This window comes from uncultured Parasphingopyxis sp., from assembly GCF_937129435.1.
Taxonomy (GTDB): domain Bacteria; phylum Pseudomonadota; class Alphaproteobacteria; order Sphingomonadales; family Sphingomonadaceae; genus Parasphingopyxis.
Genome location: NZ_CAKZNF010000031.1, coordinates 1 through 23,714 on the forward strand (window position 1 = coordinate 1; position 23,714 = coordinate 23,714).

The following is a 23,714-nucleotide window of genomic DNA, read 5'->3' on the forward strand; positions in this document are numbered from 1 at the left end:
GCGACCCAGGCCCACCAGCGATGGATGAAATGGACGAGGAAGGGATCGTTGTTGAACGCGGCCAGCCCCTGCGACCAGTCGACGCCCGCCGGGAAGAAACTGCCCTGCATCAGCGGCCAGTCGCTCGCGACATAGCCGGCGCGCATCCCGGCGACCCAGGCGCCGTAGAGCAGCTGGACGAAGAGGATGACGAGTACGCCTATGCCGAAGCCGGTCAGTTTCGCGGGCCGGGCCTCGGCATTGCGATGGAGGCGTTGGAGGTCGAGCGCGGTCCAGACCAGCCCGCCGAGGATGAAGAGCGCGAGCAGCAGGTGCACCGCCAGCCGGTAATGGCTGACCCGGTCGCCGGTCCACAATCCCGACGTCACCATCCACCAGCCGATCGCGCCTTGTAGCCCGCCGAGCGCGAGGAGGGCGAGCAGGCGCGGCTTGTATCCGGCTGGGATCGCCTTGCGGATCCAGAACCAGGCGAGGGGAAGGGCGAAGGCGAGGCCGATGACGCGGCCCAAGAGCCGGTGCACCCATTCCCAGAAGAAGATGAACTGGAATTGCGACAGCGTCATCCCGGCGGGGCCGGTGACGGTGCGATATTGTTCGGTCTGCTGGTATTTGGCGAACTCGGCCATCCAGTCGGTCTGGTTCAGCGGGGGGAGGGCACCGGTGACGGGATCCCATTCTGTGATCGAAAGCCCCGATTCGGTCAGCCGCGTGATTCCGCCGACGACGACCATCGCAAAGACGAGACCCGCCACGCCGAGCAGCCAGAGCGCAAGGGCGCGTGGGCGCTCTGTCCTGAAAGGGCTCGATGTGCTCGCGGCGGGGGCGGTGCGGCTGGCCATATCGGTCCGCCCATAGGCGAGCGGCGGCGCGAAACCAATATGCGGAAAAAATCGAAGAAGCATGTGTTGTGATATTGTATCGTTCGTGCCATAGCCTAGATGAACAGGGAGCCGCGCGACGGACCATCGCGCGGGCGAAGGAAATTTGACGATCATGCCACGACTGGCTTTCGGAGCAGGTTCAATGGACCGATGGGCAATCGCCCTGTCGGGCCTTTGTCTCGTCCATTGCCTGAGCACGGCGGTGTTCGTCGCGCTCGCCTCGGCGGCGGGCGGTGCGCTTTTCGATCCGCTGATTCATGAAGTCGGCCTTGCCGTCGCCATCGTCTTCGGCGTGATCGCGGTCGGCCGCGGCGCCTATCGGCACGGTTATATGATGCCCGTCGCCATCTCCTCGCTCGGCATCGGCGCGATGGCCGGCGCGCTGAGCCTGCCGCATGGCGAGATGGAAACGATCTACACGATGATCGGCGTCGGGTTGCTGGCGCTGGGGCATGACCTGAACCGTCGGGCTTTCAGATAATTTTGTCAGACTTTGGCTAGCGGCAAGCCAAAGGCGAGATCTGACAAACAACGCAAACCTCACAAACACCCGCACGCCTGCATCTATTGCACCCCGTGCCCCTCGCGCCTAACTTTCAACCATGGCCGACACCCACACCCATCATCACGAAATGCACGAGGGCGAGGCGCTTGCCGCTGCCGCGCAGACGGCGCTGGAACGCTCGGGCGAACAATGGACGCGGATGCGCGCCGCCGTCTTCGATGCGCTGGCCGAATTCGATCAGCCCGCATCGGCCTATGATATCGCGGAGGCGGTTTCCAAGGCGCAGGATCGCCGCGTCGCCGCCAACAGCGTCTACCGCATCCTCGACCTGTTCACCGCCGCCAATGTCGCGCGCCGGGTGGAGAGCGAGAACGCCTATCTCGCCAATCGCCATCCCGATTGCCTGCACGACTGCATCTTCCTCGTCTGCGACAATTGCGGGACGACGACGCATCTCGACAATGACAAGCTCGCCAACGGCGTGCGCGACGCCGCGCGCGCAAAGGGCTTCAATCCGGAACGCCCGGTGATCGAAGTGCGCGGGCTGTGCGAGAAGTGCGGGTAGGCCCAAAATCCTCTCCCATTTAGGGAGAGGATAGTGGAGCTTGCGAGCGCAGCGAGTTAGCGAAACTTGGTGAGGGCCCTCACCAAGTCGGCTAAGAAAATCGATCGCTTCGCATCACGATTTTGCAAGCCTTCCTATCCTCTCCCTAGATGGGAGAGGAAAAACCTCCATTCGACACGGCGCTTTCCCGCCCCTAAATAGGGGGCAAGAAAGGTCGTGCCTCATGTCAGATCGTCCCGAGACCCCGTTGCTTGATCAGGTGTCCTATCCCGAAGACCTGCGCAAGCTGAAGCAGAGCGAGCTGCGTCAGTTTGCCGATGAGCTGCGCGAGGAGGTGATCTCGGCGGTGTCAGTGACCGGCGGGCATCTCGGTGCCGGGCTGGGCGTGGTCGAACTGACGACCGCGATCCACTACGTCTTCGATACCCCCGATGACCGGCTGGTCTGGGACGTCGGCCATCAATGCTATCCGCACAAGATTCTGACCGGCCGCCGCGATCGTATCCGGACGCTGCGGCAGGGCGGCGGGCTTTCGGGCTTCACCAAGCGTTCCGAGAGCGAGTACGATCCGTTCGGCGCCGCGCACAGCTCGACGTCGATCTCCGCCGCGCTCGGCTTTGCCGTTGCCAACAAGTTGAGCGACCGGCCGGGGAAGGCGATCGCCGTGATCGGCGACGGCGCGATGAGCGCGGGCATGGCCTATGAGGCGATGAACAATGCGGAACAGGCAGGGAATCGCCTTGTGGTGATTCTCAACGACAACGACATGTCGATCGCGCCGCCCGTGGGCGGGCTTTCCACCTATCTCGCGCGGCTCGTTTCGTCCGGCAAATTCCTTGGCCTGCGCGAACTCGCGCGCCGGTTTGCCCGCAAGCTGCCGCGCCCGCTTCACATCGCGGCGCGCAAGACCGACGAATATGCGCGCGGCATGATGACCGGCGGGACGCTGTTCGAGGAACTGGGCTTCTATTATGTCGGCCCGATCGACGGCCACGATATGGACGCGCTGATCCCGGTGCTCGAAAATGTCCGCGATGCTGCCGAGGGGCCGATCCTCGTCCATGTCGTCACGCAAAAGGGCAAGGGCTACGCCCCCGCCGAGGCCGCTGCCGACAAATATCACGGCGTTGCCAAGTTCGATGTCGTTTCGGGCAAGCAGGACAAGGGGCCGGGTGGCGGGCCGCCCGCCTATCAAAACGTGTTCGGCGAAACGTTGGCGAAGCTTGCCGAGAGCGACCCGCGTATCTGCGCGATCACTGCGGCGATGCCGGGCGGCACCGGCGTCGACAAGTTCGCCGCCGCGCACCCCGACCGCGCCTTCGATGTCGGCATTGCCGAGCAGCATGCCGTGACCTTCGCCGCCGGCCTTGCCGCACAGGGGATGCGGCCCTTCGCCGCCATCTATTCGACCTTTCTCCAGCGCGCATACGACCAGGTCGTGCATGACGTGGCGATCCAGAACCTGCCCGTGCGCTTCGCGATGGACCGCGCCGGGCTGGTCGGCGCCGATGGTTCGACTCATGCCGGCAGTTTCGATCTCGCCTATCTGTGCACGCTGCCCAATTTCGTCGTCATGGCGGCGGGCGACGAGGCCGAGCTCGCGCACATGACCTATACCATGGCCGAATATGACGACGGTCCCATCGCTGTTCGCTATCCGCGCGGCGCGGGCATGGGCGTGCCGCTGCCCGAAACGCCCGAAAAGCTCGAGATCGGCAAGGGCCGGATCGTGCGCAAGGGAAAGAGCGTCGCGATCCTCTCGCTTGGCGCGCGGCTCGAGGAATCGCACAAGGCGGCCGATAAACTGGAGGCCATGGGCCTCTCAGCCACCATCGCCGATATGCGCTTCGCCAAGCCGCTGGACGAGGCGCTGATCCGCAAGCTCCTCGCCAACCATGAAGTCGCGGTGACGATCGAGGAAGCGAGCATCGGCGGCTTCGGCGCGCACGTCCTGACCATGGCGAGCGACGAAGGCCTGATCGACACGGGCCTCAAGCTGCGCACGATGCGCCTGCCCGACGCGTTCATCGACCAGGACAAGCCCGAGAAGCAATATGCCGAAGCGGGCCTCGATGCCGACGGCATCGTCGAGACCGTTCTGAAGGCGCTCCGCCATAATAGTGCAGGCGTCGAAGAGGTTGGCGAGAGGGCGTAGTTCGGGCGGGGGGATGTCGATCCGCGCTGCCCTCTATCGCGAACTCGAACCGCGTGCGCGGCCGGGGGCGCTTTCGACGACCAACCTCATCATCGCGGGCGTCATTATCCTCGCGGCGTTTCTGGCGATCATCGAGACCGAGCCGACCATCGGCAAACCCTATGCCGCCACCTTCCTCACGCTGCAGCTCGCCTTCGGCGTCCTGTTCTGCATCGAATATGCGGCCCGGCTATACGCGGCGGGGGAGGATCCGCGGTTCAAGGGCAAGCGGTTCGGCCGCCTGCGCTGGATTGTCACGCCTTCGGCGCTGATCGACGCGGTGGCGCTGCTGCCCCTGTTCCTGACGCTCGCATCAACGAGCTTCTACTGGCTGCGTTTCGCGCGCATCGTCCGCATCCTGCGCGTCGTGCGGCTCGGCCGGATGAGCACCGCTTTCGACAGCGTCATGGCCGCGCTCTACGACCGTCGTTTCGAGCTTTGGGTGTCGATCATCATCGCGATGCTGCTGATGCTGTTCAGCGCCAGTCTGCTCTATTTCGCCGAAGGCCAGGCGCAGCCCGAGGCATTCGGTTCGATCCCGCGTGCGCTGTGGTGGTCGATCGTGACGCTGACGACGATCGGCTATGGCGACGCCTATCCGATCACCGTGCTCGGCAAGATGTGCGCCGCGGTGATCGCGGTGTGCGGGATCGGCGTGATCGCGATGCCGACCGGCATCTTCGCCGCCGCCTTTTCCGATGCCATGCAGCGCCGCCGCGACAGGGAAAGCGACGATGAATAAGGCTTCAGCCCATTCCCGGCAGCCTCTTCCACCAAGGTAGCGATGGTGCGATGCGCTCCGCCTCTTCGGCGACATAGCGGGCCTGTTCCTCGCTCGGCGGCGGGATATGGCCCTTGCCCCAGTCGCCAAGAATGAGCTTGAACATGCCGTCGTCGCCCGGCTCGGTGGACACGCCGAGCGTTTCGGCGAACGGCTTCAGCTGCAGTTCGACATGGTCGTCATGCCGGTTCTGGCAGTAAACGATCCGGTGCGGCACGACCCTGTCGCGCAGGTCGAGATGTTCCTCGCCATGCGCCAGCCCCTCGAAATATTCCTCGATATCCCAACCGTGAAGCAGCCAGGGTTGGACGCGGCTCCAGGTGAAATTGCGGAGCACGATCTGCGGGTTCATGACGACGCTTGTATCCTGCTCGCGCGCATAGATTAGGGCCGCCGTCCCCCCCGCGCTGTTGCCCCAGAGCAGGCGAGGGCCGTCCGCGCCCATCAGCGCGTCGATTGTATCCATGATCCGGGGCCAGATGGCGGGCATGTCGACATGCTTGCTGCCGAGGAACCAGCCGACGCGCACGTCGTCGTGCAGGTAGAGCGAGGGATCGGAGACGAGCACGGTGTTGAGTCGCTGCGGCGCGATTTGCCGTCCTTGAAAATAGGGGACGGGCCGTCGCGTCACCGGGCTTTGTGCGGCGTGGAAACCGTAGAAGGTCGAGGTTGCCCCGCGGTTGCGGATCAGCAGGCCGAGCTCGACCGCGCCGAAATCGATGAGGTGCAGACCCGACGGCAGCGTCTCGAGCGCCAGGAAGCCGTCGAGATCGTGCCGCCAGCGCTTGCGGCCCCAGCGGGCGTAATCGGTTTCGACGGGAAAGCGCATTGCCCCAGCCTCTTGCCGAGAAAGGGGCGCGGATGGCAATGCTGCAATCCACCGCGGAAAGGATCGCCATGGCCAAGGGAATGCGCGCCGATCAGGCGCTGGTCGATCGCGGGCTGGTCGAAAGCCGGACGCGGGCGCAGGCGCTGATCCTCGCCGGCAAGGTGTTTTCCGGCGAAACGCGCGTCGAAAAGGCGGGGCAGCCGGTCAAGGCCAATGCGCTGCTGGAGGTGCGCGGACGCGATCATCCCTGGGTGTCGCGCGGCGGGCTCAAGCTCGATCACGGGCTCGTCCATTTCGGTTGGGACGTGACGGACGCGGTGGCGATCGATGTCGGGTCGTCGACGGGGGGCTTTACCGATGTGCTGCTCAGCCGGGGCGCGGCGCGCGTCTATGCCGTCGATTCGGGCACCAACCAGCTCGCCTGGAAATTGCGGCAGGACGATCGCGTCGTCGTGCTCGAGCAGACCAATGCACGTCATCTGACGCGCGAACAAATTCCGGAGCCGCCGGATATCGTCGTTTGCGATGCCAGCTTCATTTCGCTCGCCAAAGTGCTGGAAACGCCGCTGAATCTGGCTGCGCGCGATGCCAAACTCATCGCCCTGATCAAACCGCAGTTCGAGGCGGGGCGTGAGGAAGTGGGGAAGGGCGGCGTGGTGCGCGATCCCGCCGTCCACGCCCGGGTCTGCCAAGAAGTTCGCCAATGGCTGGAAGGCATTGGCTGGAACGTCTCAGGCGTGACGCAAAGTCCCATTACGGGACCCGAAGGCAACGTCGAATTTCTCATCGGCGCGGAACGCTTGGAAAGCTTGGCCGGTTAAGGCTATCGGGTAACAACGCAAGCGCAGCAAAGGGATTCGCATATGGTCGGCGTCGCCACGAAGGGCCAGCTTCGCATGTCGTTTCTGCGCTGGGCACTCGTGCTGGTGCCGGTGGTCGTGTTGCTCGGGCTCGCCTCGGGCATGATCTCCGGATCGGGCGATACGAACTGGTATCGCGCGCTCGAAAAGCCGTCCTTTCAGCCACCATCTTATCTGTTCGGCATCGTCTGGCCGATTCTCTATGTGTTGATGGGGCTGGCGCTCGTGCTGGTCGTCAACGCCAAGGGATCGCGGCTGCGCGGGATCGCGATCGCCACGTTCATCGCCCAGTTCGTCGCCAACCTGCTCTGGTCGCCGATCTTCTTCGGCATGAACCAGGTCAGTTTCGCCTTCTGGTGGCTGCTGCTGACACTGGGGCTAGCCGGGCTGACGACATGGTTCTTCTGGCGCGTACGGACGGTCGCGGGCGTCATGATGCTGCCCTATATCGCCTGGCTGATTTTCGCCGCGGCGCTCAACTTCCAGGTCGACCAGCTCAATCCCGACGCCGAAACCCTTGTCGTCGGCAACAACAGCACCCAGATATAGCTGTATTAGAGACCTGATACGCCGGAGGGCATCATGCAGACCGAAAACAAGCTGATCGACGATATCGTCAAGATGGTGAACAGCGCCGCCGGCACGATTGCCGGGATGGGGCGCGAAGCCGAATCCTCAATGCGCGAAAAGGCACGCGAGTTCGTCGGCGGGATGGATTTCGTCAGCCGCGAAGAGTTCGAAGCGGTGAAGGAAATGGCCGCCGCCGCGCGCGACGAAGCCGAGGAATTGAAGGCGAGACTCGACGCGCTCGAAGCCGCCGCAGCGAAACCTGCGCCGCGCAAAAAGGACGCCACATCAACCACTTCGAAGAAAAGTTAAGCCGCGATTCACTGCGTTCCTCCACAGCTTGGTAAGGCGGGGAGGTTGCGGGCGGACTCGCGATGATTCACTTCGCACCCATGACGAACGGGGCGCGAACATCATGAACGTGGGCGAATATGGCGACCGCCTGCTCGCGGGCGCGCCGCTCGATATTCTCGAGGACTATTTCAACGCCCATGGCTGGCAGTCCGAGCGCAATGGCGACGAGGAAATCGTCACCGCGGTCAAGGGAAGCTGGACGCAATACGAGATGCGCGCGGTCTGGCGCGAGGAAGAGCGCGTGCTGCAATTCCTGGCGCTCCCCGACATTCGCGTCCCCGCCGAAAAGCGCGGGCTGGTCTACGAAACCTTCGGCCTGATCAACGAGCAGCTCTGGCTCGGCCATTTCGAAATGTGGGCGGCATCGGGGATGATCCTGTTCCGCCATGCTGCCTTGCTCGATCCCGGCAGCGACGGGACGCTGTCGATCGAACAGGCCGAGATGCTGATCGAGGCGGCGCTCGACGAATGCGAGCGTTTTTACCCGGTGTTCCAGTTCGTGCTCTGGGGCGACAAGACGCCGCCCGAAGCGATCCAGGCGGCGCTGGTCGAGACCGTCGGGGAGGCCTGAGGCGATGGGCGAGCGGCCCATCTGGCTGATCGGCTGCGGCAATATGGCGGGCGCGATGCTCGACGGCTGGCTGGCGAGCGGGATGGCGACGCAGGATTTCCGCGTTGTTCGTCCCAGTGGCAAGGCCGCGGCCCGCGACGTGCCCGTCCAGCGCGAATTGCCCGGTACGCTCTTTGGCGATGCGATCGTGCAGATCGGTTTCAAGCCCTATCATCTGGCCGAGGAGGCGCCGAAGCTTGCGCCGTTGATCGGGCCGGACACGCATATCGTGTCGATTCTTGCCGGCGTCGAACTGGCGACGCTGCGCAAGGCTTTCCCCGATGCAGGGTCGATCGTGCGCGCCATGCCGAACACGCCGGTGGCGCTGAATGCGGGGGTCGTGGGATTGCTGGCCGAAGACAGGAACGCGGTCGGCGCCGATGCCGTCGAGGCGCTGATGGGGCGTCTGGGCCTGGCCGAGTGGCTCGACGACGAGGCGCTGTTTAACGTCGTCACCGCGCTGGCCGGCAGCGGCCCGGCCTTCCTGTTCCGCTATATCGACGCGATGGCGCGGGCGGGGGCGGCGCTGGGGCTCGATCCAGCGCAGTCGGAGCGCATGGCAATCGCCACCGTCGAAGGCGCCGCGCGCCTCGCCGCCCGGTCGGACGAAGACCCCGGCACGCTGGCGGATCGCGTCGCCAGCCCCGGCGGTTCGACGCGCAAGGGGCTCGACGTGCTCGACGCCGATGGGGCGCTGGACGCGCTGGCGCGGGCGACGTTGGAGGCGGCTACCCGGCGCAACGAGGAAATGGCGGAAGAGGCGCGGTAGTCGTTCGTCATTGCGAGCGCAGCGAAGCAATCCAGAGCTACAAGGCGCAACGCATGCCGCTCTGGATTGCCGCGTCGCTTCGCTCCTCGCAATGACGGTAACGTGTTCGCGTTAGCGCTTGTCCCCGAGCTCGCCGGCCAGCGCCGCCCGATCCGCACTCAGCAGCTTCTCCAGCACCGTCCAGAACCCCGAAATCGCGGCCGAACCCGCATCGCTATAGGCCGCGACCATCTTCTCGCGCAGCGCCTCGAACAGCTTCGCCTCCAGCGCCGTGCCGCTCGCCGTCAGCTTCAGGAGCACCTGCCGCCGGTCTTCGCGCCCCGGCTTGCGCTCGACGAGTTCGCGTTGCTCCAGTTCGCGCAGCACGCGGCCCAGCGATTGCTTGGTGATGCCGAGCAACGCGATCAGATCGCCCACGGGCAGCCCCGGCTTGCGCGCGATGAAATAGAGCGCCCGGTGATGCGCGCGGCCCAGCCCTTTTTCCTCGAGCAACGCATCGGCGCTTGCCATCAACTCGCCATGGCCGAAGAACAGCAGTTCGATCCCGCGCCGGATCTCGGCTTCGCGCAGGAAGAGGGGGGAGGCGGAAGGAGGTTGGCTCGCCATGTTGACCGTTTTTGGCAGCGGGCCTAACCCGGCGCAACAACCGAATGGCCAATATCGAAGGTTCCTGTAGATGCCCGAATCCCAGCCCTATGACGATCGCGACGGCAAGATCTGGTTCGACGGAAAGCTCGTCGACTGGCGCGACGCCAACGTCCATATCCTGACCCATGCGATGCACTATGCCTCGAGCGTGTTCGAAGGCCAGCGCGCCTATGGCGGCGAGATATTCGAGCTGACGCGGCACAGCGAACGGCTGCATGTCTCGGCCAAGATCCTCGGCATGCCGATGCCGTACAGCGTCGAGGAGATCGACGCGGCGTGCAGGCAGGTGCTCGAGGCCAACGATCTTTCCGATGCCTATGTCCGCCCCGTCGCCTGGCGCGGGCCCGAGCAGATGGGCGTCGCTGCGCAGGCGACCAAAACGCATGTCGCGATCGCGGCCTGGGAATGGGGCGACTATTTCAAGAACAAGGAGCAGGGTATCCGGCTCGATATCTCGCCCTGGCGGCGCCCCGCACCCTATACCGCGCCCGTCCATGCCAAGGCCGCCGGGCTCTATATGATCTGCACCATGGCCAAGCACGCCGCCGCCGACAAAGGCTATGACGACGCGCTGATGATGGACTGGCGCGGCCAGATCGCCGAGGCGACCGGCGCCAACGCCTTCTTCGTGGCTGACGGCATCATCCACACCCCGACGCCCGATTGCTTTTTGAACGGTATCACGCGGCAGACGGTGATGGCGCTCGCCAAGAAACGCGACATCAAGGTGATCGAACGCGACATCTGGCCCGAGGAACTGGAAGGCTTCGAGCAGTTCTTCCTCACCGGCAGCGCGGCAGAGGTAACGCCTGTGCGCGAAGCGGGGCCGTGGAATTTCGAGGTCGGCGAGATGACGCTGGGGCTGATGAACGATTACGCGAAGCTCGTGCGGGGGCAGTTGTCGAACAGCTAGATGGAAATCTGGTGGACAGCGAGTTCGGCTATCCATTGCCGAACCGGCAGTGGATTATTGACAGCAAATTGATCAACGACCGCGGCGCGCAGCGCGATGCGTTGAACCTGCTGGAATTGATGACCACCGAGCCCAAAAATTTTTATCATGCGCGCCAAATAGCGGAGTGGGAAAATCGACGTCTTCCGTTTCGTACCTTGTGCGGAGCGATTCTGGTCTACATTTTCGTGCATTGGGACCACGTTCGCAATCGGGCGGCCTCACTCGAAAATTTGGTGAGTGACTTCGGCCCGGTTGCGCAGATTTATCAACCGCTGGCGAGCGATGTCGCAGGGATGGGGTATATCACCCATCGCGAAGATCCCTTCGTTGACCTGCTTCGAGAATATTGCCGTTTGGCCATTGCCGAATTGATCGCCGACAATGCTCTTAGTTCGTCAAATCGCGTGTTGTAGGTTTAGTCGGAAAGGCGAACAAAAAGCGCGATGCGACAGGATACGCCATTTTGAATTTCTGGAGAAGATCGGAGCAATGCCATGATGAGTTACAAAGGCTATCGCGCCGCCGTCGCTTTCGACGAAGGCGATATGCTGTTTACCGGCAGGGTCGCGGGTATCGACGATGTCGTCGGTTTTCACGCGGACACCACCGAAGGGCTGAAAGCGGCGTTCGAGGAAGCCGTCGCTGATTATCTTGTAACCTGCGCCAAAGTCGGCAAGCGGCCGGAAAAAAGCTATTCGGGCAAGGTCATGTTGCGGATGAGCCCGGCGGTGCATGCGAAAGCCGCGCTGGCCGCCGAAATCGCCAGTCAAAGCCTCAACGAGTTCAGCGAGGCCGCGCTGGCTGCGTCGGCGGAAGAGAAATTGACCGGCAGGCACGCGCGCTGATTGAAAACGGTTTCTAGCTCGTCCTGATTCCGTGATACCCGCGATACCACTCGACAAACTTCGGAATCCCTACCTCGATCGGCGTCGTCGGTTCGAAGCCGATGGCCTCCTGGATCGCGCTGATATCGGCGGCGGTCGCTGTCACGTCACCGGCCTGCATCGGTAGCATCTCGCGCTCGACTTTCCGGCCCAGCGCTTCTTCCAGCACGTCGATCATGTGCATCAGCTGTTCGGAGCGGTTGTTGCCGATATTGTAGAGCGCGTGCGGCTTGGTGCTGCCGCCCGGCTTCTCCTCGCCGTCATCGGCGGGCGGATGGTCGAGCGTGGCCAGCACGCCGGTGACGATATCGTCGATATAGGTGAAATCGCGGCGCATCTCGCCATGGTTGAACACCGGGATCGGCTCGCCGGCGAGGATCTTCCGCGTGAAGATCCACAGCGCCATATCGGGCCGGCCCCAGGGGCCGTAGACGGTGAAGAAGCGCAGCCCCGTCATCGGAATGCGGTAGAGGTGCGCATAGGTCTCGCTCATCAGCTCGTCGGCTTTTTTCGTTGCGGCATAGAGCGAGACGGGCTGGTCGACCCGGTCCTCGACACGGAACGGGAAGCTGTCATTGCCGCCATAGACCGACGATGACGAGGCATAGACCATGTGGCCGACCTCGCGGTGCCGCGCGACTTCCATCATGTTGACATGGCCGGCGAGGTTGGACTGCACATAGGCTTGCGGGTTGGTGAGGCTGTAGCGGACACCCGCCTGCGCGCCGAGATGCACGATCCGGTCGAAACGATGATCATCGAGCGCTGCGTTGAGTGCATCCATGTCCGAAAAATCGACCCGTTCGAAGCTGAACCGGTTGCCCGCGATCTGCTGCAGACGGTCCTTTTTGAGCTGCACCGAATAATAATCGTTGAGGCTGTCGATCCCGATCACGCTTTCGCCGCGCGCCATCAGTCGCTGCGCCACATGCATGCCGATAAAACCGGCCGCGCCCGTTACCAGAACCGTCATGGGTGTTCCCTCACTGTGTCGCCGGTCGCTTAGCGAGGGCGGGGCGTGGTGGCCAGTATGAGGTGTCGATTGTCGATTTCGCGCGCGACAGCGAGATTGTGGTCAGGCTCGCCAGAGCCGTGGCAATCACAACGAGGCACATGAAGGCGGATTTTTTAACGGACCCCGGTCGTGTTGCCCGAAAAATAGAAATAGATCGCCCAGAGGACGAACACGGCTGCCGTGACGATCGCAAGCCAGTTGGGGCGATCGCGATCGGGGCCGGGAATGGGCGAGATACCTTGCAGCCCATGGACGAGGCCGGTGACGACGGCCGCGATCACCGCCTGTTCGACACGGCCCATGATGAGCCACACCAACGCCGCGACGATCGCGGAAATGATGGTCGTCTTGATCGCCAATGACATATTGTCTCTCCCTAGCCCAGTTTCTCCAGTTCCTCGAAATTCAGCCCGCCCGGAACGATGATGACGGGGCAGGGCAGATCGCCCGCGGCCGCGGCGAAATGGGTGACGAGCGGGCCCGGCGAGGCGCCCGGCGCCGCGGCGAGCATCAGGCCGGCGATATCCTCGCTCTCGGCAATCGCCTCGCGAACGGCCTTGATCGGATCGCCGCGTTTGACGGTGATTTTCGGCTGCACGCCGGTCGCCTCGACCAGTTCGCCCGCAGCCTGCGCGACCGCCGCCTCGGCCCGCATCCGGGCCTCTTCCTCGAAGGTCGCTTCGACGGCAGCCCAGTTGACGAATTCCTGCTGCGGGATCAGCGCGACGATCTCGACCGTGCGGCCCAGCCTGATCGCGCGTACCGCGGCATAATGGAGTGCGGTACGCGACTCCTCAGTCTCGTCGATCACCACCAGATAGGTGCGCATGCGGTTGCCCCTCGCCGTGTTGCCCGGAGACTGCGCCAGATGGGAGGATGAGGCAAGCGGGGAGGCGAGATGCAGCCATATCCTTCGACAGCGCATCGCCCGGCCGCTAAAGAACGTTGCATGACCCGAACCCCGATCGTCTTCTGGGCCGTCGCCGCGCTGGCGCTGATCTTCAACCTGTTCAGCCTATACGATCTTGTGATGACGAGCGTCGATTCGATCGCGCATCTGCAGGGCTATCCGCAGCCGCTGGTCGAATTCCTGATCACCCTGCCCGAATGGCGGCGCATATTGTGGACAACGACGGTGTTTCTCGGCGTTATCGGCGCGGTGACGCTGCTGCTCCGGCGCGGCATCGCCGAACGGGCGCTCTGGGCGGCGACGGTGCTGCTCGCGCTGGCGGTCGTCGTCGACTACACCATGCTCGACGGCGCGCGGGTCTATGGCGATGCCGGATCGGTGGTAAACGTGCTCGTCGTGGTGATCGAGGCGGGCTTTGCCCTTTACGCAGGGCGGGCGAGACGCCAAGGATTGCTGCGCTGACCGAAACGCCCGTTACGCAGGACTGACCGATGGCCATCGAACTCAAAATGCCCGCCCTTTCGCCGACGATGGAGGAAGGCACGCTCGCCAAATGGCTGGTAAAGGAAGGCGACACGATCGCCGCCGGCGACATCATGGCCGAGATCGAAACCGACAAGGCGACGATGGAGTTCGAGGCGGTCGACGAGGGCGTGCTGGCGAAAATCCTGGTGGCCGAGGGCACCGACGAGGTCGCCGTCGGCACGGTGATCGCTATGATCGCCGAGGAAGGCGAGGACGCCGACAGCATCGAAGCGCCGTCGGGCGATGCGGCCAAGGCCAAGGAGCCGGAACCGGCAACGCCCAAGGCTGAGGCGGCAGCGCCCGAAGAACCGAATGAGCCGGAGGCGGGGAAGCCTGCGCCAAAAGCCGCGGCGAAATCGTCCGACCCGGCCCCCGATATTGAAGCCCCGCCGGCGCCGGTGAAGGATGGCGAGCGGGTGAAGGCGAGCCCGCTGGCGCGGCGGCTGGCCGAGGCGAAGGGCATCGACCTGACGACCATTTCCGGCAGTGGACCGAAGGGCCGGATCGTCAAGGCCGATATCGATGGCACCGAAGCCGCGCCCGCCAAGGCTGCCCCGGACAAAGCCGCCGCCCCTGCGCCTGCCGCCTTCGACACCGATATCCCGCACGAGGCGGAGAAGCTCTCCAACATGCGCAAGACGATCGCGCGCCGCCTTACGGAGGCGAAGCAGACCGTCCCGCATATCTATCTCACCGTCGACATCCATCTCGATCCGCTGCTGTCGCTGCGCAAGGAATTGAACGCGACGCTCGAAGCGCGCGACATCAAGCTCTCGGTCAACGACCTGCTGATCAAGGCGCTCGCGGTATCGCTGATGCAGGTGCCCAAATGCAATGTGTCGATCTCGGGCGACCAGCTGCTCACCTATAGCCGCGCCGATATCTCGGTTGCGGTCAGCGTGCCGAACGGCCTCATCACCCCGATCATCGTCGGGGCAGACAGCAAGTCGCTCTCGGCGATCTCGAATGAAATGCGCGATCTCGCGGCCAAGGCGAAGGACGGCAAGCTGCAACCGCATGAATATCAGGGCGGCACGGCGAGCATCTCCAACATGGGCATGTTCGGCATCAAGCAGTTCGACGCCGTCATCAACCCCCCCCAGGGCATGATCATGGCGATCGGCGCGGGCGAGCAGCGGCCCTATGTCATCGACGGCGAGCTCCAGGCCGCGACCGTCATGTCCGCCACCGGCAGTTTCGACCATCGCGCCATCGACGGCGCGGATGGAGCGCAGCTCATGCAGGCGTTCAAGGCGCTGTGTGAGAACCCGCTGGGGATGCTGACTTGACTGTCAGCCCGTCTCCAACTGCGATCAGGCAGCAAGCTGCCGAGCCTCTGTTTCCTCTCCCGCAAGGTGAGAGGAGCTGCAGTGTATGATCGCGAAGCCAGCCCCTCTCCCCTTGCGGGAGAGGGAGGGGCCCGCGCGCGTCAGCGCGTGGGAGGGAGAGGGGACGAACTTCGCGAGCGCGCGAAGCAAATGCGTTGCAATCCCACCGATGCCGAACGGCGCGTTTGGTCATTGTTACGGGCGAAACGGCTGGCCGAATTCAAATTCAAGCGGCAGGTCGTGATCGACCGTTACATCGTCGATTTCGTGAATTTCCGGCACCGGGTCATCATAGAAGCGGACGGGTCGCAGCATGCCGAAAGCACCTATGATACCGAACGCGATGCGTATTTGCGTGTTCAGGGTTTTGCGGTGTTGCGGTTCTGGAACAACGAGATACTGAACAACCCGAACGGTGTTGCGGAAGCCATTCTTGCGGCTCTGGTGCGTGTGCCCTCTCCAACTGCGACTAGGCAGCAAGCTGCCAAGTCTCCGTTTCCTCTCCCGCAAGGGGAGAGGAGCAATGCTTCATGACCGACACCTTCCCCACGACACCGCCTCTCATCCGCACCACCGCGATGCCGTCCGATCTCAACCCCTATGGCACGATGTTCGGCGGGTGGATCATGGGGCAGATGGCGCTGGCCGCCGGGTCTCTCGCCTCGCGCCATTGCGACGGGCAGGCTTCGGTGATCGGGGCGGAGGGGCTCAAATTTATGAGGCCGGTGATCGTCGGCGACGAGCTGTCTGTCTGGGCGACGTTCGATCGCATCGGCCGCTCTTCGATGACGATCCGCACCGATGCCTGGCGCCGCGATCGCAACAGCGAATTCGCCGAACGCGTTGCCGAGGGACTGTTCACGATGGTCGCTATCGGCGAGGACAAGAAGCCGCGCCCCGTCCCGCCGCTCGAAACCGACTGACGCGGGCGAGGGGGCAATGACACGGGACAGGATGATCGTTCGCTGGGCGCTGGCGATCATCTTTTCGCCGCTGGCGGCCGGATTCGCCGCCGCCTTCACCTTCACTGCGCTGATGTTCTTTTTTCTGCCGGGCGGCGGGCTGGAGAATGAGAGCGCCGGTTCGTTTTTCACCATCGCCTTTTTCTACGGCCTGCTTGCTTCCTTTTTCGGCGCGCCGCTGTCGATCGTCGCCGCGCTGGCGTCGCAAATCCCGCTGATGATGTGGTATCGCAAGAAGGGCCGGGCGCCGTTCTGGCCGCATCTCGCCTTTAGCGCCGTCGCGGGCATCGTCCTGCTCTGGCTCCTCGTACCGCTGTTGACCCCGCTCGGCACCCCGCGCATCGCCAACGCGGAAGATCTTGTTTCGGCAATGGCGGTCGGTTCGGTTGGCGGGATCGCGGTCGGCTTGCTATGGCATGGCCTCATTCTCAAACCCCTGTTCGAAAGCGACTGAAGCGATGGCCGAAAGCTACGACCTCATCATCCTCGGCTCCGGCCCCGGCGGCTATGTCGCCGCGATCCGCGCGAGCCAGCTCGGCCTCAAGGTCGCGATCGTCGAGCGCGAGAAGCTCGGCGGGATCTGCCTCAACTGGGGCTGTATCCCGACCAAGGCGCTGCTCAGGACCAGCGAGATCTATCATTATATGGAGCATGCAGGCGATTACGGGCTCAAGGCCGAGAAGGTCGGGCACGATCTCGCCAAGGTTGTCGAGCGGTCGCGCGGTGTGGCGAAGCAATTGAACCAGGGCGTCACGCACCTGATGAAGAAGAACAAGGTCGCCGTGCATGAGGGCGTCGGCAAGCTGACGGGCAAGGGCAAGCTCAGTGTCACGGCCGGGGACGGCAAGACCACCGAGCTTGCCGCGAAGAACATCATGATCGCCACCGGCGCCCGCGCCCGCGACCTGCCCTTCGCCAAGGCCGACGGCAAGCGGATCTGGACCTATCGCCATGCCATGGTGCCGCAGGAAATGCCGACCAAGCTGCTCGTCATCGGATCGGGCGCGATCGGGGTCGAATTCGCGAGTTTCTACAGCGATCTAGGCGCCGAGGTGACGATCGTCGAAATGCTGCCGCGCATCCTCCCGGTCGAGGACGAAGCGATCTCCGCGCATATGGAAAAGACTCTCAAGAAGCAGGGCATGACGATCCTGACTGGCGCCGGCGTCGAGAAGCTGGAGAGCGATGCCAAGGGTGTGAAGGCGGTGATCAAGGACGCCAAGGGTAAGTCCGAAAGCCACGACTTCAGCCACGCCATCGTCGCCATCGGCATCGTGCCGAACACCGAGGAAATCGGGCTCGACACGCTTGGCGTGAAGACGGCGAAGAACGGCCATATCGAGGTCGACGGCTTCGGGCGAACCAATGTCGAGGGCATCCTCGCCATCGGCGATGTCACCGGCCCGCCCTGGCTCGCGCACAAGGCGTCGCACGAAGGCGTCGTCGCGGTCGAAAGGCTCGCCGGCGGCAACCCGCACGCCTTCGAGACAAGCAACATCCCCGGCTGCACCTATTCGCGGCCGCAGGTGGCGAGCGTCGGCATGACCGAGGCCAAGGCCAAGGAAGCCGGGCGCAAGGTGAAGGTCGGCAACTTCCCCTTTATCGGCAACGGCAAGGCGATCGCGCTCGGCGAGGCGGACGGCTTCATCAAGACGGTGTTCGATGCCGAGAGCGGCGAGCTATTGGGCGCGCACATGATCGGCGCCGAGGTGACCGAACTGATCCAGGGCTATGCCGTGGCGCGGCAGCTGGAGACGACCGAGGCAGAGCTGATGCACACGGTGTTCCCGCACCCGACGCTATCGGAGATGATGCACGAAAGCGTGCTCGACGCCTATGGGCGCGCGCTGCATTATTGATCGCCCACCGTGGATTGAACAATCGACCGGCCGGTCCGTTGGCGGGGCATGGCGGGAGACAAGCACGAAACCGGTAACGGCGAAAATCTGTCACGGTCGATTTCGACGCCGATGCTCGCAATTTACGGGCTCGGCACCGTGCTCGGCGCGGGCATCTATGTGGTCATCGGCGACATCATCGGCGAGGCCGGCGCACTGGCCCCGTTCGCCTTTCTTCTTGCCGCCGGTGCGGCCGCGTTCACCGCATTGTCCTACGCCGAACTCGGCGCGCGGGTGCCCCAAAGCGGCGGTTCGGCCGCCTTCGTCGCGGAAGGCTTCGGCCGCGATGGTTTGACCTGGATCGCGGGTTGGGCGCTGATCGCGACGGGCTTGGTATCGGCGGCCACCATCACGACGGGTTTCGTCGGTTATCTCGGAGTTTTCGTCGAGGTGTCGAAGTGGTGGGCAGTGCCGCTTCTCGTTGGTACACTTACCTTCGTGGCGGCGGTCGGCGTCAAACAGTCGGCCTGGTTTATGGGGATTACGACCGCGGCGGGCGTGGTCGGCCTGCTGGTCGTGATCTTCGTCGCGGGCGGCGATCTCGGCGCCTATCCGCGTGCGGCGGAGGCGGCGCTGGCGCAGGACGGCGGCTGGACCGCAGGCGTCGTCGCCGGCAGCTTCCTCGCCTTTTACGCGTTTATCGGTTTCGAGGATCTCGTCACGCTCGGAGAGGAGGCCGAGAATGCCAAGCGTTCGCTGCCGATTGCGATCTTCTTCGCGTTGATCGTCGCGCTGGGTTTCTACGTGATCACGGCGGCTGTCGCAGTGACGACGCTCGATCCGCAGATGCTATCGCGGAGTTCCGCGCCGCTTGTCGACGTGATCGAGGCGCGGGGCGGCAGCGGTCCGTTACTCGGGATTCTCAGCTTGTTCATTATCGTCAATGGCGCGCTCGCACAGATCGTCATGGCCTCGCGTGTCGTCCACGATCTGGGCCGGCGCCGGGGCGGTGCGCCCGAATGGCTCGCGCGTCTCCATCAGCGCACGCAAACGCCGCTTATCGCCACGCTGATCGGCGGGGGCATCGTGACGGCGCTCGCACTTTTCTTCCCCACCGCGACGTTGGCAAGCGCAACCAGTTTCATCATTCTCGCCGTTTTCTTCGCCGCGAACTGGGCGCTGATCCAGATGAAGCGGCAAGGGCACAGTGTCGAAGACAGTGTCCGGACCTTTCCGATCGTGGTTCCTCTTTGTGGCTTGCTGAGCTGCGCGGCGCTTCTGTTCGGGCGGGTCGTGCTCGAAGGTGCGCCTTAGAACGCCGCCTTCTGCTCGCCCTTGGCCTCGTTGACCAGCGTCAGCGGTGGTTCGTCGGCGGGCGCGGCGCTGCGCGGGGCGTCTTTTTTCAGCGTACCGCTGCTCATATGGCGGAAGCTGCCTTCGACATGGCCGCCGGTGGCGATGCTCAGCTTTTCGTAGGTCACGTCGCCTTCGACCCGCGCCGAGGCTTCGACGATCAGTTCCTTGGCGTGGATCGCGCCGGTCACGGTGCCGGCGATGCGGGCCTGGTCGGCGCTGACGGCGCCGTTGATCGTGCTGTTCTCGCCTTGGACGAGGATCGCGCAGCGGATGTCGCCGTCGATCTTGCCGTCGATATGCAAATCGACGCTGGCATCGATATCGCCCGACACGGTGACGTCGGTGCCGATGACCGAGAAGCTGGACGAATGGGCGGCGCTCGACGGGATCGCCATTTCGTCCCTATCCGGCTGATTCGTTTTCGAGAACATTGCGGTTGGCCTCCAGGAAGGGCCGCGGGTTCACCGCGCGGCCGTTGATACGCACTTCGTAATGGAGATGGGTCGCGGTGGAACGGCCGGTCGAACCCATGCGGCCGATGCGCTGGCCGCGATCGACCTGCTGGCCGAGCCGGACATCGATGCCCGACAGATGCGCATAGCGGGTGACGACGCCCGATCCGTGATCAATCTCGATGCAATTGCCATATCCGCCCTTGCGCCCGGCGAAGACGACGCGGCCGTCGCCCGTGGCGAGAATACCCTGGCCGTGCGCACCCCGGAAATCGAGGCCGTTATGCATGGCGCGACCGCCACCGAAAGGATCGCGGCGCAGGCCGAACGGGCTCGAAAGCGAAACGCGCGAGGTCGGCGTGGCCGAGGGGATCGAGCGTAGCGACAATTCCATCACGGCGAGGCGGTTGAGCGAGACTTCGAGCTCGGCCAGTTCGTCGTCGACATGGCTGCGTACGCTGGCCGGGATCAGCGGACCACCCATGCCCTGATTCGCCAGCGCATTGGGGTCGATGCCGAAGCGGCGAATCTGCGCCGCGGTTTCCACGGTGCGGCGGTCGACCGCGACACGCAGCGCGCGGGCAAAGGCGAGCTGGCGATTTTCGAGCGCGGCAAGGCCGGCGGCTTCGGGAATCGCTTCGCTGCTTTCGTCGCTCGCGGCCGTTTCGGCTTCTGCCTCGGGATCGACTTCGACATTCTCGAAATAGCGATCGACCAGCGCGTCGAGAATCTGCTGCCGCTGTTCGACCCGGGCGATCTGTGCGTCGACCGAATCGCGGTAGCGATCGACGCGCGCTGCCGATTCGGCGACCTGTACTTCGCGCTGATCGAGGGCGATTCGGTCCGACGCGCCCTTTACCTGCAAGCCGACCATGACCAGCGTGAACGCCAGCCAGCCGAACAGCGCAAGCGCGGCGATGCTGACCACGCGAATCTGTAACTTGCTCGAAATCCTGATGAATCTGAGCTTGCCGCCGGAGCGGATATGGAGCTCGTGATCAGGAAAAAATGACCGTATCCGGGCCATAAGCCCGGCGGTGTCCCGCTCGTTCTTCAAAACTGCAACCCTGTAGATTTGAATTTGTGCATCCGCCGCTAGCAACAATGTTACCCAGGGGCGAATCGTTAACGGGATTCTCCGACGAGTCGTTGGCACCGTGCGTTGAATCGACGGAACTGGTGACAAATGGCTGATTTGGGCGCTTTTTCGGTTCGGCTTTCGCCGCCGTACGCCGCGCCCTATAGCGGCGCCATGGCCAAGGGAACGCACGATTACGCCACCGATCCGCGCAATGCGGCTATCCTGATCAACGTCAACGGAACGTGCGTGCCACGCAACGAAGCGACCGTTTCGGTATTCGATTCGGGCTTCATGCTCGGCGACGGCGTGTGGGAGGGGCTGCGCGTCCACAAGGGCCGGATCGCCTTTCTCGACCGTCATCTCGACCGGCTGTTCGAAGGCGCCAAGGCGATCGCGATGGACATCGGCCTTTCGCGCGAAGACTTGGCCAAGCGGATCTATGAGACGCTGGACGCCAATAGGGATATGGAGGACGGCGTCCATATCCGGCTCATGGTGACGCGCGGCATCCGTTCGACGCCGTATCAGGATCCGCGCGTCGTGATTTCTCCGGCGACGGTGGTCATCATCCCCGAGCACAAGGAGCCGCTGCCCGAGACGGTCGAGAAGGGGATCCGGCTGTTCACCGTCCATGTCCGCCGCGGCGATCCGGCGGTGCAGGACCCCAAGCTCAATTCGCACAGCAAGCTCAATTGCATCACCGCCTGCATCCAGGCGACGCAGGCGGGCGCCGACGAGGGGCTGATGCTCGATCCGCATGGCTTTGTCGCGACGTGCAATTCGACGCATTTCTTCGTCGTGCGCGGCGGCGAGGTCTGGACCTCGACCGGCGACTATTGCCTCGGCGGCATCACGCGCGGAACGGTGATCGAGATCTGCCGGGAGGCGGGCATCCCGGTGTTCGAGAAGAACTTTTCGCTGACCGACGTCTACGGCGCCGACGAGGCGTTCGTGACGGGGACGTTTGCCGGTGTGGTTCCCGCAACCGAGGTGGACGGGCGTGTGCTGACCAAGGGGCGCGGGCCGATGGTCGAACAATTGCAGCGGCTTTATTCGGCGCGGCTCGAGACCGATGTCATGGAGCGGTCCCGCCCGTGAAGATTGCCGCTTGCCCTGAGCCTGTCGAAGGGCGGCCTTTCTCTGCCTTCAAAAAGTGGAAAGAAAATCAGGGCTTCGACAAGCTCAGCCCAAGTGGAATGGGGTTTTTCTCATGACCATCCGCATCGCCATGTGGTCCGGGCCGCGCAATATCTCCACCGCGATGATGCGGAGCTTCAGCGCTCGGGCCAACTGCTTTGTGAGCGATGAGCCTTATTACGGCGCCTATTTGGAGCGCACCGGCTTCCCGCATCCGATGGCGGAAGAGGTGATCGCGTCGATGGATTGCGACTGGCATTCGGTGACCGACGCCCTCAACGGCGATCCGCCGGGCGGCGAGCCGGTCTGGTACCAGAAGCACATGCCGTCCGAGATGGTCGGCCCGGTCGGGATCGGCGATTTGACCGGCCACCGTCACGCCTTTTTGATCCGTGACCCCGCCCGGATGATCGCCAGCTATGCGAAGAAGATGGAGGCGGTGACCTTCGAGGATATGGGGCTCGAACGGCTGCACCTTTATTTCCGGATCGAGGCGGACCGGCTCGGCCATGCGCCGCCGGTGGTCGAGGGCGCAGATATCCTCGCCGCGCCGGAAGCGATGCTGAAGAAACTGTGCAGCGCGCTCGGTATAGACTGGGACCGGGCGATGCTGTCCTGGGCGCCGGGGATTCACGAGACCGACGGCGTCTGGGCGCCGCACTGGTACAACCGCGTCGCCGAGAGCACAGGCTTCGAGGGCCGCGACGACGGCCTGGTCACGATCCCCGACGGCTATCGCGACCTCTACCAACGCTGCCGCCCGCATTACGAGGCGCTGAGAGCCTACAAGATTACTGCGTAATCCGGCTCGCGCACGGCGGCTTGTGCTGCCAGCGCGCCGCGCCTTCGACGCGCATCTCGCCGACCGCCTGCTGTTCCAGCGCGTCGATCCAGCTGGTGAGGAGCGGGCCGATGAGGCGGAAATTGGGGCGGTGGCGCACGCCGTCGACCATGATCAGCGCGGTGTCCGAGCAGGATCGGGCGTAGAGCGCCTCGGCCTGGCCGGGCGTGATATAGCTGTCCTCGGCGCCGTGGATCAGGAGCATGGGCTCGGCTACATCGTCAAGCGCCTCGATGCTGCGCCATTTGTCGGGAATGAACCATTCGGCATAATAGGGCGCCGCCTCGTCGATATCGGTGAAGGTGGCGAGGGTGATGAGCCCGTCCAGCTCCTCACGCGCCGCGAGCTGGATCGCGACCGCGCCGCCGAGCGAGTGACCGAAGACATAGACGTCGCCATCGGGGCCGGCCCGCCGCCGCGCTTCGCGATAGAAGGCGCGCGCATCCTCGATCAGCCCTTCCTGCGTTGCGTCGCCCGGATTGCCGGCAAAACCGCGATAGGAGGCGACAAGGATGCCGCGCGGCTCCTCGGCCAGCCGCTGCACATAGTCCGCCATGCGCGAATAGGTATCGCGGCGGCCGTGCAGGACGAGGATGACGTCGTGCTCACCGGGGTCGGGCGCCCAGTAATAGCCGGCAAGGCGCAGATTGTCCGTAGTGGTCACGGCGATCTCTTCGGCCGGTTCGCCTGTCCATTCGGGCACGGCGGGCCGGCCGGCAGGGGCTGCGTAGAGCCGGTCGCGCGCATAGTCGGTGCAGCCGATCAGCGCGACGACGAGCAGGATGAGCAGCAGCGCCGCCACCGCATAGCGCCATCGAAACCGGATCGCCTGTTGCATGGGGGCGGCTTTAGAAGTTCGGCGATGAA

At 64.1% G+C, this 23,714-nt stretch carries 30 protein-coding genes; 21 read left to right on the forward strand and 9 right to left on the reverse strand.

The window, feature by feature from the left end; genetic code table 11:
* Positions 1-839 (reverse strand): COX15/CtaA family protein (locus Q0139_RS05800; RefSeq protein ID WP_298018833.1); only part of this gene is annotated, 839 nt, incomplete at its 3' end.
* A 184-nt stretch (positions 840-1,023) separates the two neighbouring features.
* On the opposite strand from Q0139_RS05800, the gene Q0139_RS05805 reads away from it, so the two are divergent.
* From Q0139_RS05805 to Q0139_RS05820, 4 genes are all read left to right on the forward strand, one after another.
* Entirely contained in the window at positions 1,024-1,362 is a 339-nt protein-coding gene (locus Q0139_RS05805; RefSeq protein ID WP_298018836.1) for a MerC domain-containing protein, read from the forward strand.
* A gap of 121 nt (positions 1,363-1,483) precedes the next feature.
* Positions 1,484-1,951 carry a Fur family transcriptional regulator gene (locus Q0139_RS05810; RefSeq protein WP_298018838.1) on the forward strand — a complete coding sequence of 156 codons (468 nt, stop codon included), beginning with the start codon at positions 1,484-1,486 and terminating at the stop codon, positions 1,949-1,951.
* 223 nt (positions 1,952-2,174) lie between these two features.
* Positions 2,175-4,106 carry a 1-deoxy-D-xylulose-5-phosphate synthase gene (dxs, locus tag Q0139_RS05815; protein WP_298018841.1) on the forward strand — a complete coding sequence of 644 codons (1,932 nt, stop codon included), beginning with the start codon at positions 2,175-2,177 and terminating at the stop codon, positions 4,104-4,106.
* Positions 4,107-4,119: 13 nt separating this feature from the next.
* Entirely contained in the window at positions 4,120-4,887 is a 768-nt protein-coding gene (locus Q0139_RS05820; protein WP_298018844.1) for an ion transporter, read from the forward strand.
* A 4-nt stretch (positions 4,888-4,891) separates the two neighbouring features.
* Here the strand turns inward: Q0139_RS05820 and Q0139_RS05825 are convergent, their stop codons facing one another.
* Positions 4,892-5,755 (reverse strand): hypothetical protein, encoded by an 864-nt coding sequence (locus tag Q0139_RS05825; RefSeq protein WP_298018847.1) that lies wholly within the window; start codon positions 5,753-5,755, stop codon positions 4,892-4,894.
* A gap of 68 nt (positions 5,756-5,823) precedes the next feature.
* Here Q0139_RS05825 and Q0139_RS05830 point away from each other — a divergent pair, with 68 nt between their 5' ends.
* From Q0139_RS05830 to proC, 5 genes are all read left to right on the forward strand, one after another.
* Positions 5,824-6,576 carry a TlyA family RNA methyltransferase gene (locus tag Q0139_RS05830; protein ID WP_298018998.1) on the forward strand — a complete coding sequence of 251 codons (753 nt, stop codon included), beginning with the start codon at positions 5,824-5,826 and terminating at the stop codon, positions 6,574-6,576.
* A 42-nt stretch (positions 6,577-6,618) separates the two neighbouring features.
* The gene (locus Q0139_RS05835) at positions 6,619-7,164 is read left to right on the forward strand and encodes a TspO/MBR family protein (RefSeq protein ID WP_298018850.1); all 546 of its coding nucleotides are present in this window, start codon (positions 6,619-6,621) and stop codon (positions 7,162-7,164) included.
* Positions 7,165-7,197: 33 nt separating this feature from the next.
* Entirely contained in the window at positions 7,198-7,494 is a 297-nt protein-coding gene (locus Q0139_RS05840) for an accessory factor UbiK family protein (protein WP_298018853.1), read from the forward strand.
* A 103-nt stretch (positions 7,495-7,597) separates the two neighbouring features.
* Entirely contained in the window at positions 7,598-8,107 is a 510-nt protein-coding gene (locus tag Q0139_RS05845; protein ID WP_298018856.1) for a YbjN domain-containing protein, read from the forward strand.
* Positions 8,108-8,111: 4 nt separating this feature from the next.
* The gene (gene proC / locus Q0139_RS05850) at positions 8,112-8,915 is read left to right on the forward strand and encodes a pyrroline-5-carboxylate reductase (RefSeq protein ID WP_298018859.1); all 804 of its coding nucleotides are present in this window, start codon (positions 8,112-8,114) and stop codon (positions 8,913-8,915) included.
* A gap of 111 nt (positions 8,916-9,026) precedes the next feature.
* Here the strand turns inward: proC and Q0139_RS05855 are convergent, their stop codons facing one another.
* On the reverse strand, positions 9,027-9,521 hold the full coding sequence (locus Q0139_RS05855) for a MarR family winged helix-turn-helix transcriptional regulator (RefSeq protein WP_298018862.1): 495 nt from the start codon (positions 9,519-9,521) through the stop codon (positions 9,027-9,029).
* Positions 9,522-9,591: 70 nt separating this feature from the next.
* Here Q0139_RS05855 and Q0139_RS05860 point away from each other — a divergent pair, with 70 nt between their 5' ends.
* The 3 genes from Q0139_RS05860 (at position 9,592) to Q0139_RS05870 (ending at position 11,363) form a co-directional block, all read left to right on the forward strand.
* Complete coding sequence (locus Q0139_RS05860; RefSeq protein WP_298018866.1) at positions 9,592-10,476, forward strand: branched-chain amino acid aminotransferase; 885 nt, start codon at positions 9,592-9,594, stop codon at positions 10,474-10,476.
* 11 nt (positions 10,477-10,487) lie between these two features.
* The gene (locus Q0139_RS05865) at positions 10,488-10,931 is read left to right on the forward strand and encodes a hypothetical protein (protein WP_298018869.1); all 444 of its coding nucleotides are present in this window, start codon (positions 10,488-10,490) and stop codon (positions 10,929-10,931) included.
* Positions 10,932-11,012: 81 nt separating this feature from the next.
* On the forward strand, positions 11,013-11,363 hold the full coding sequence (locus Q0139_RS05870; protein WP_298018872.1) for a type II toxin-antitoxin system HicB family antitoxin: 351 nt from the start codon (positions 11,013-11,015) through the stop codon (positions 11,361-11,363).
* 13 nt (positions 11,364-11,376) lie between these two features.
* On the opposite strand, the gene Q0139_RS05875 is transcribed toward Q0139_RS05870, so the two are convergent.
* From Q0139_RS05875 to Q0139_RS05885, 3 genes are all read right to left on the reverse strand, one after another.
* Positions 11,377-12,375, reverse strand: a complete 999-nt coding sequence (locus Q0139_RS05875) for an SDR family NAD(P)-dependent oxidoreductase (protein ID WP_298018876.1) — start codon at positions 12,373-12,375, stop codon at positions 11,377-11,379.
* A gap of 155 nt (positions 12,376-12,530) precedes the next feature.
* Positions 12,531-12,782 carry a hypothetical protein gene (locus tag Q0139_RS05880; protein ID WP_298018879.1) on the reverse strand — a complete coding sequence of 84 codons (252 nt, stop codon included), beginning with the start codon at positions 12,780-12,782 and terminating at the stop codon, positions 12,531-12,533.
* Positions 12,783-12,793: 11 nt separating this feature from the next.
* The gene (locus tag Q0139_RS05885; RefSeq protein WP_298018882.1) at positions 12,794-13,246 is read right to left on the reverse strand and encodes a universal stress protein; all 453 of its coding nucleotides are present in this window, start codon (positions 13,244-13,246) and stop codon (positions 12,794-12,796) included.
* 120 nt (positions 13,247-13,366) lie between these two features.
* On the opposite strand from Q0139_RS05885, the gene Q0139_RS05890 reads away from it, so the two are divergent.
* The 7 genes from Q0139_RS05890 (at position 13,367) to Q0139_RS05920 (ending at position 19,294) form a co-directional block, all read left to right on the forward strand.
* Positions 13,367-13,789 (forward strand): hypothetical protein, encoded by a 423-nt coding sequence (locus Q0139_RS05890; RefSeq protein WP_298018885.1) that lies wholly within the window; start codon positions 13,367-13,369, stop codon positions 13,787-13,789.
* A gap of 29 nt (positions 13,790-13,818) precedes the next feature.
* Positions 13,819-15,141 (forward strand): pyruvate dehydrogenase complex dihydrolipoamide acetyltransferase, encoded by a 1,323-nt coding sequence (locus Q0139_RS05895; RefSeq protein WP_298018888.1) that lies wholly within the window; start codon positions 13,819-13,821, stop codon positions 15,139-15,141.
* Positions 15,142-15,222: 81 nt separating this feature from the next.
* Positions 15,223-15,714, forward strand: a complete 492-nt coding sequence (locus Q0139_RS05900) for a DUF559 domain-containing protein (RefSeq protein WP_298018891.1) — start codon at positions 15,223-15,225, stop codon at positions 15,712-15,714.
* A complete protein-coding gene (locus tag Q0139_RS05905) occupies positions 15,711-16,103 on the forward strand; it encodes an acyl-CoA thioesterase (RefSeq protein WP_298018894.1) in 393 nt (130 codons plus the stop codon). The genes Q0139_RS05900 and Q0139_RS05905 overlap by 4 nt, the downstream gene beginning before the upstream one ends.
* A 16-nt stretch (positions 16,104-16,119) precedes the next feature.
* Positions 16,120-16,596: a hypothetical protein gene (locus tag Q0139_RS05910; RefSeq protein ID WP_298018898.1), complete on the forward strand. Its 477-nt coding sequence runs from the start codon at positions 16,120-16,122 to the stop codon at positions 16,594-16,596.
* Between the two features lie 4 nt (positions 16,597-16,600).
* The gene (gene lpdA / locus Q0139_RS05915) at positions 16,601-18,001 is read left to right on the forward strand and encodes a dihydrolipoyl dehydrogenase (protein WP_298018901.1); all 1,401 of its coding nucleotides are present in this window, start codon (positions 16,601-16,603) and stop codon (positions 17,999-18,001) included.
* A gap of 48 nt (positions 18,002-18,049) precedes the next feature.
* Entirely contained in the window at positions 18,050-19,294 is a 1,245-nt protein-coding gene (locus Q0139_RS05920; RefSeq protein WP_298018904.1) for an APC family permease, read from the forward strand.
* Here Q0139_RS05920 and Q0139_RS05925 read toward each other — a convergent pair.
* Together Q0139_RS05925 and Q0139_RS05930 are read right to left on the reverse strand one after the other, a co-directional pair.
* Complete coding sequence (locus tag Q0139_RS05925) at positions 19,291-19,731, reverse strand: polymer-forming cytoskeletal protein (protein ID WP_298018907.1); 441 nt, start codon at positions 19,729-19,731, stop codon at positions 19,291-19,293. The two genes, Q0139_RS05920 and Q0139_RS05925, sit on opposite strands and share 4 nt — an antisense overlap.
* 7 nt (positions 19,732-19,738) lie before the next feature.
* Positions 19,739-20,716 carry a M23 family metallopeptidase gene (locus tag Q0139_RS05930; RefSeq protein WP_298018910.1) on the reverse strand — a complete coding sequence of 326 codons (978 nt, stop codon included), beginning with the start codon at positions 20,714-20,716 and terminating at the stop codon, positions 19,739-19,741.
* Between the two features lie 258 nt (positions 20,717-20,974).
* Between Q0139_RS05930 and Q0139_RS05935 the strand changes: the two genes are divergently transcribed.
* Both Q0139_RS05935 and Q0139_RS05940 read left to right on the forward strand, forming a co-directional pair.
* The gene (locus Q0139_RS05935) at positions 20,975-21,967 is read left to right on the forward strand and encodes an aminotransferase class IV (RefSeq protein ID WP_298018913.1); all 993 of its coding nucleotides are present in this window, start codon (positions 20,975-20,977) and stop codon (positions 21,965-21,967) included.
* 112 nt (positions 21,968-22,079) lie between these two features.
* Positions 22,080-22,808 carry an HAD family hydrolase gene (locus Q0139_RS05940; RefSeq protein ID WP_298018916.1) on the forward strand — a complete coding sequence of 243 codons (729 nt, stop codon included), beginning with the start codon at positions 22,080-22,082 and terminating at the stop codon, positions 22,806-22,808.
* Here the strand turns inward: Q0139_RS05940 and Q0139_RS05945 are convergent.
* Positions 22,798-23,685 carry an alpha/beta fold hydrolase gene (locus Q0139_RS05945; protein WP_298018919.1) on the reverse strand — a complete coding sequence of 296 codons (888 nt, stop codon included), beginning with the start codon at positions 23,683-23,685 and terminating at the stop codon, positions 22,798-22,800. The two genes, Q0139_RS05940 and Q0139_RS05945, sit on opposite strands and share 11 nt — an antisense overlap.
* Between the last annotated feature and the right edge of the window lie 29 nt (positions 23,686-23,714).

Coding starts and splice junctions, on each gene's coding strand:
- Q0139_RS05805 (WP_298018836.1), top strand. CDS start 1,024: ATGGACCGATGGGCAATCGCCCTGTCGGGCCTTTGTCTCGTCCATTGC.
- Q0139_RS05810 (WP_298018838.1), top strand. CDS start 1,484: ATGGCCGACACCCACACCCATCATCACGAAATGCACGAGGGCGAGGCG.
- dxs (WP_298018841.1), top strand. CDS start 2,175: ATGTCAGATCGTCCCGAGACCCCGTTGCTTGATCAGGTGTCCTATCCC.
- Q0139_RS05820 (WP_298018844.1), top strand. CDS start 4,120: ATGTCGATCCGCGCTGCCCTCTATCGCGAACTCGAACCGCGTGCGCGG.
- Q0139_RS05825 (WP_298018847.1), bottom strand. CDS start 5,755: ATGCGCTTTCCCGTCGAAACCGATTACGCCCGCTGGGGCCGCAAGCGC.
- Q0139_RS05830 (WP_298018998.1), top strand. CDS start 5,824: ATGGCCAAGGGAATGCGCGCCGATCAGGCGCTGGTCGATCGCGGGCTG.
- Q0139_RS05835 (WP_298018850.1), top strand. CDS start 6,619: ATGGTCGGCGTCGCCACGAAGGGCCAGCTTCGCATGTCGTTTCTGCGC.
- Q0139_RS05840 (WP_298018853.1), top strand. CDS start 7,198: ATGCAGACCGAAAACAAGCTGATCGACGATATCGTCAAGATGGTGAAC.
- Q0139_RS05845 (WP_298018856.1), top strand. CDS start 7,598: ATGAACGTGGGCGAATATGGCGACCGCCTGCTCGCGGGCGCGCCGCTC.
- proC (WP_298018859.1), top strand. CDS start 8,112: ATGGGCGAGCGGCCCATCTGGCTGATCGGCTGCGGCAATATGGCGGGC.
- Q0139_RS05855 (WP_298018862.1), bottom strand. CDS start 9,521: ATGGCGAGCCAACCTCCTTCCGCCTCCCCCCTCTTCCTGCGCGAAGCC.
- Q0139_RS05860 (WP_298018866.1), top strand. CDS start 9,592: ATGCCCGAATCCCAGCCCTATGACGATCGCGACGGCAAGATCTGGTTC.
- Q0139_RS05870 (WP_298018872.1), top strand. CDS start 11,013: ATGATGAGTTACAAAGGCTATCGCGCCGCCGTCGCTTTCGACGAAGGC.
- Q0139_RS05875 (WP_298018876.1), bottom strand. CDS start 12,375: ATGACGGTTCTGGTAACGGGCGCGGCCGGTTTTATCGGCATGCATGTG.
- Q0139_RS05880 (WP_298018879.1), bottom strand. CDS start 12,782: ATGTCATTGGCGATCAAGACGACCATCATTTCCGCGATCGTCGCGGCG.
- Q0139_RS05885 (WP_298018882.1), bottom strand. CDS start 13,246: ATGCGCACCTATCTGGTGGTGATCGACGAGACTGAGGAGTCGCGTACC.
- Q0139_RS05890 (WP_298018885.1), top strand. CDS start 13,367: ATGACCCGAACCCCGATCGTCTTCTGGGCCGTCGCCGCGCTGGCGCTG.
- Q0139_RS05895 (WP_298018888.1), top strand. CDS start 13,819: ATGGCCATCGAACTCAAAATGCCCGCCCTTTCGCCGACGATGGAGGAA.
- Q0139_RS05905 (WP_298018894.1), top strand. CDS start 15,711: ATGACCGACACCTTCCCCACGACACCGCCTCTCATCCGCACCACCGCG.
- Q0139_RS05910 (WP_298018898.1), top strand. CDS start 16,120: ATGACACGGGACAGGATGATCGTTCGCTGGGCGCTGGCGATCATCTTT.
- lpdA (WP_298018901.1), top strand. CDS start 16,601: ATGGCCGAAAGCTACGACCTCATCATCCTCGGCTCCGGCCCCGGCGGC.
- Q0139_RS05920 (WP_298018904.1), top strand. CDS start 18,050: ATGGCGGGAGACAAGCACGAAACCGGTAACGGCGAAAATCTGTCACGG.
- Q0139_RS05925 (WP_298018907.1), bottom strand. CDS start 19,731: ATGGCGATCCCGTCGAGCGCCGCCCATTCGTCCAGCTTCTCGGTCATC.
- Q0139_RS05935 (WP_298018913.1), top strand. CDS start 20,975: ATGGCTGATTTGGGCGCTTTTTCGGTTCGGCTTTCGCCGCCGTACGCC.
- Q0139_RS05940 (WP_298018916.1), top strand. CDS start 22,080: ATGACCATCCGCATCGCCATGTGGTCCGGGCCGCGCAATATCTCCACC.
- Q0139_RS05945 (WP_298018919.1), bottom strand. CDS start 23,685: ATGCAACAGGCGATCCGGTTTCGATGGCGCTATGCGGTGGCGGCGCTG.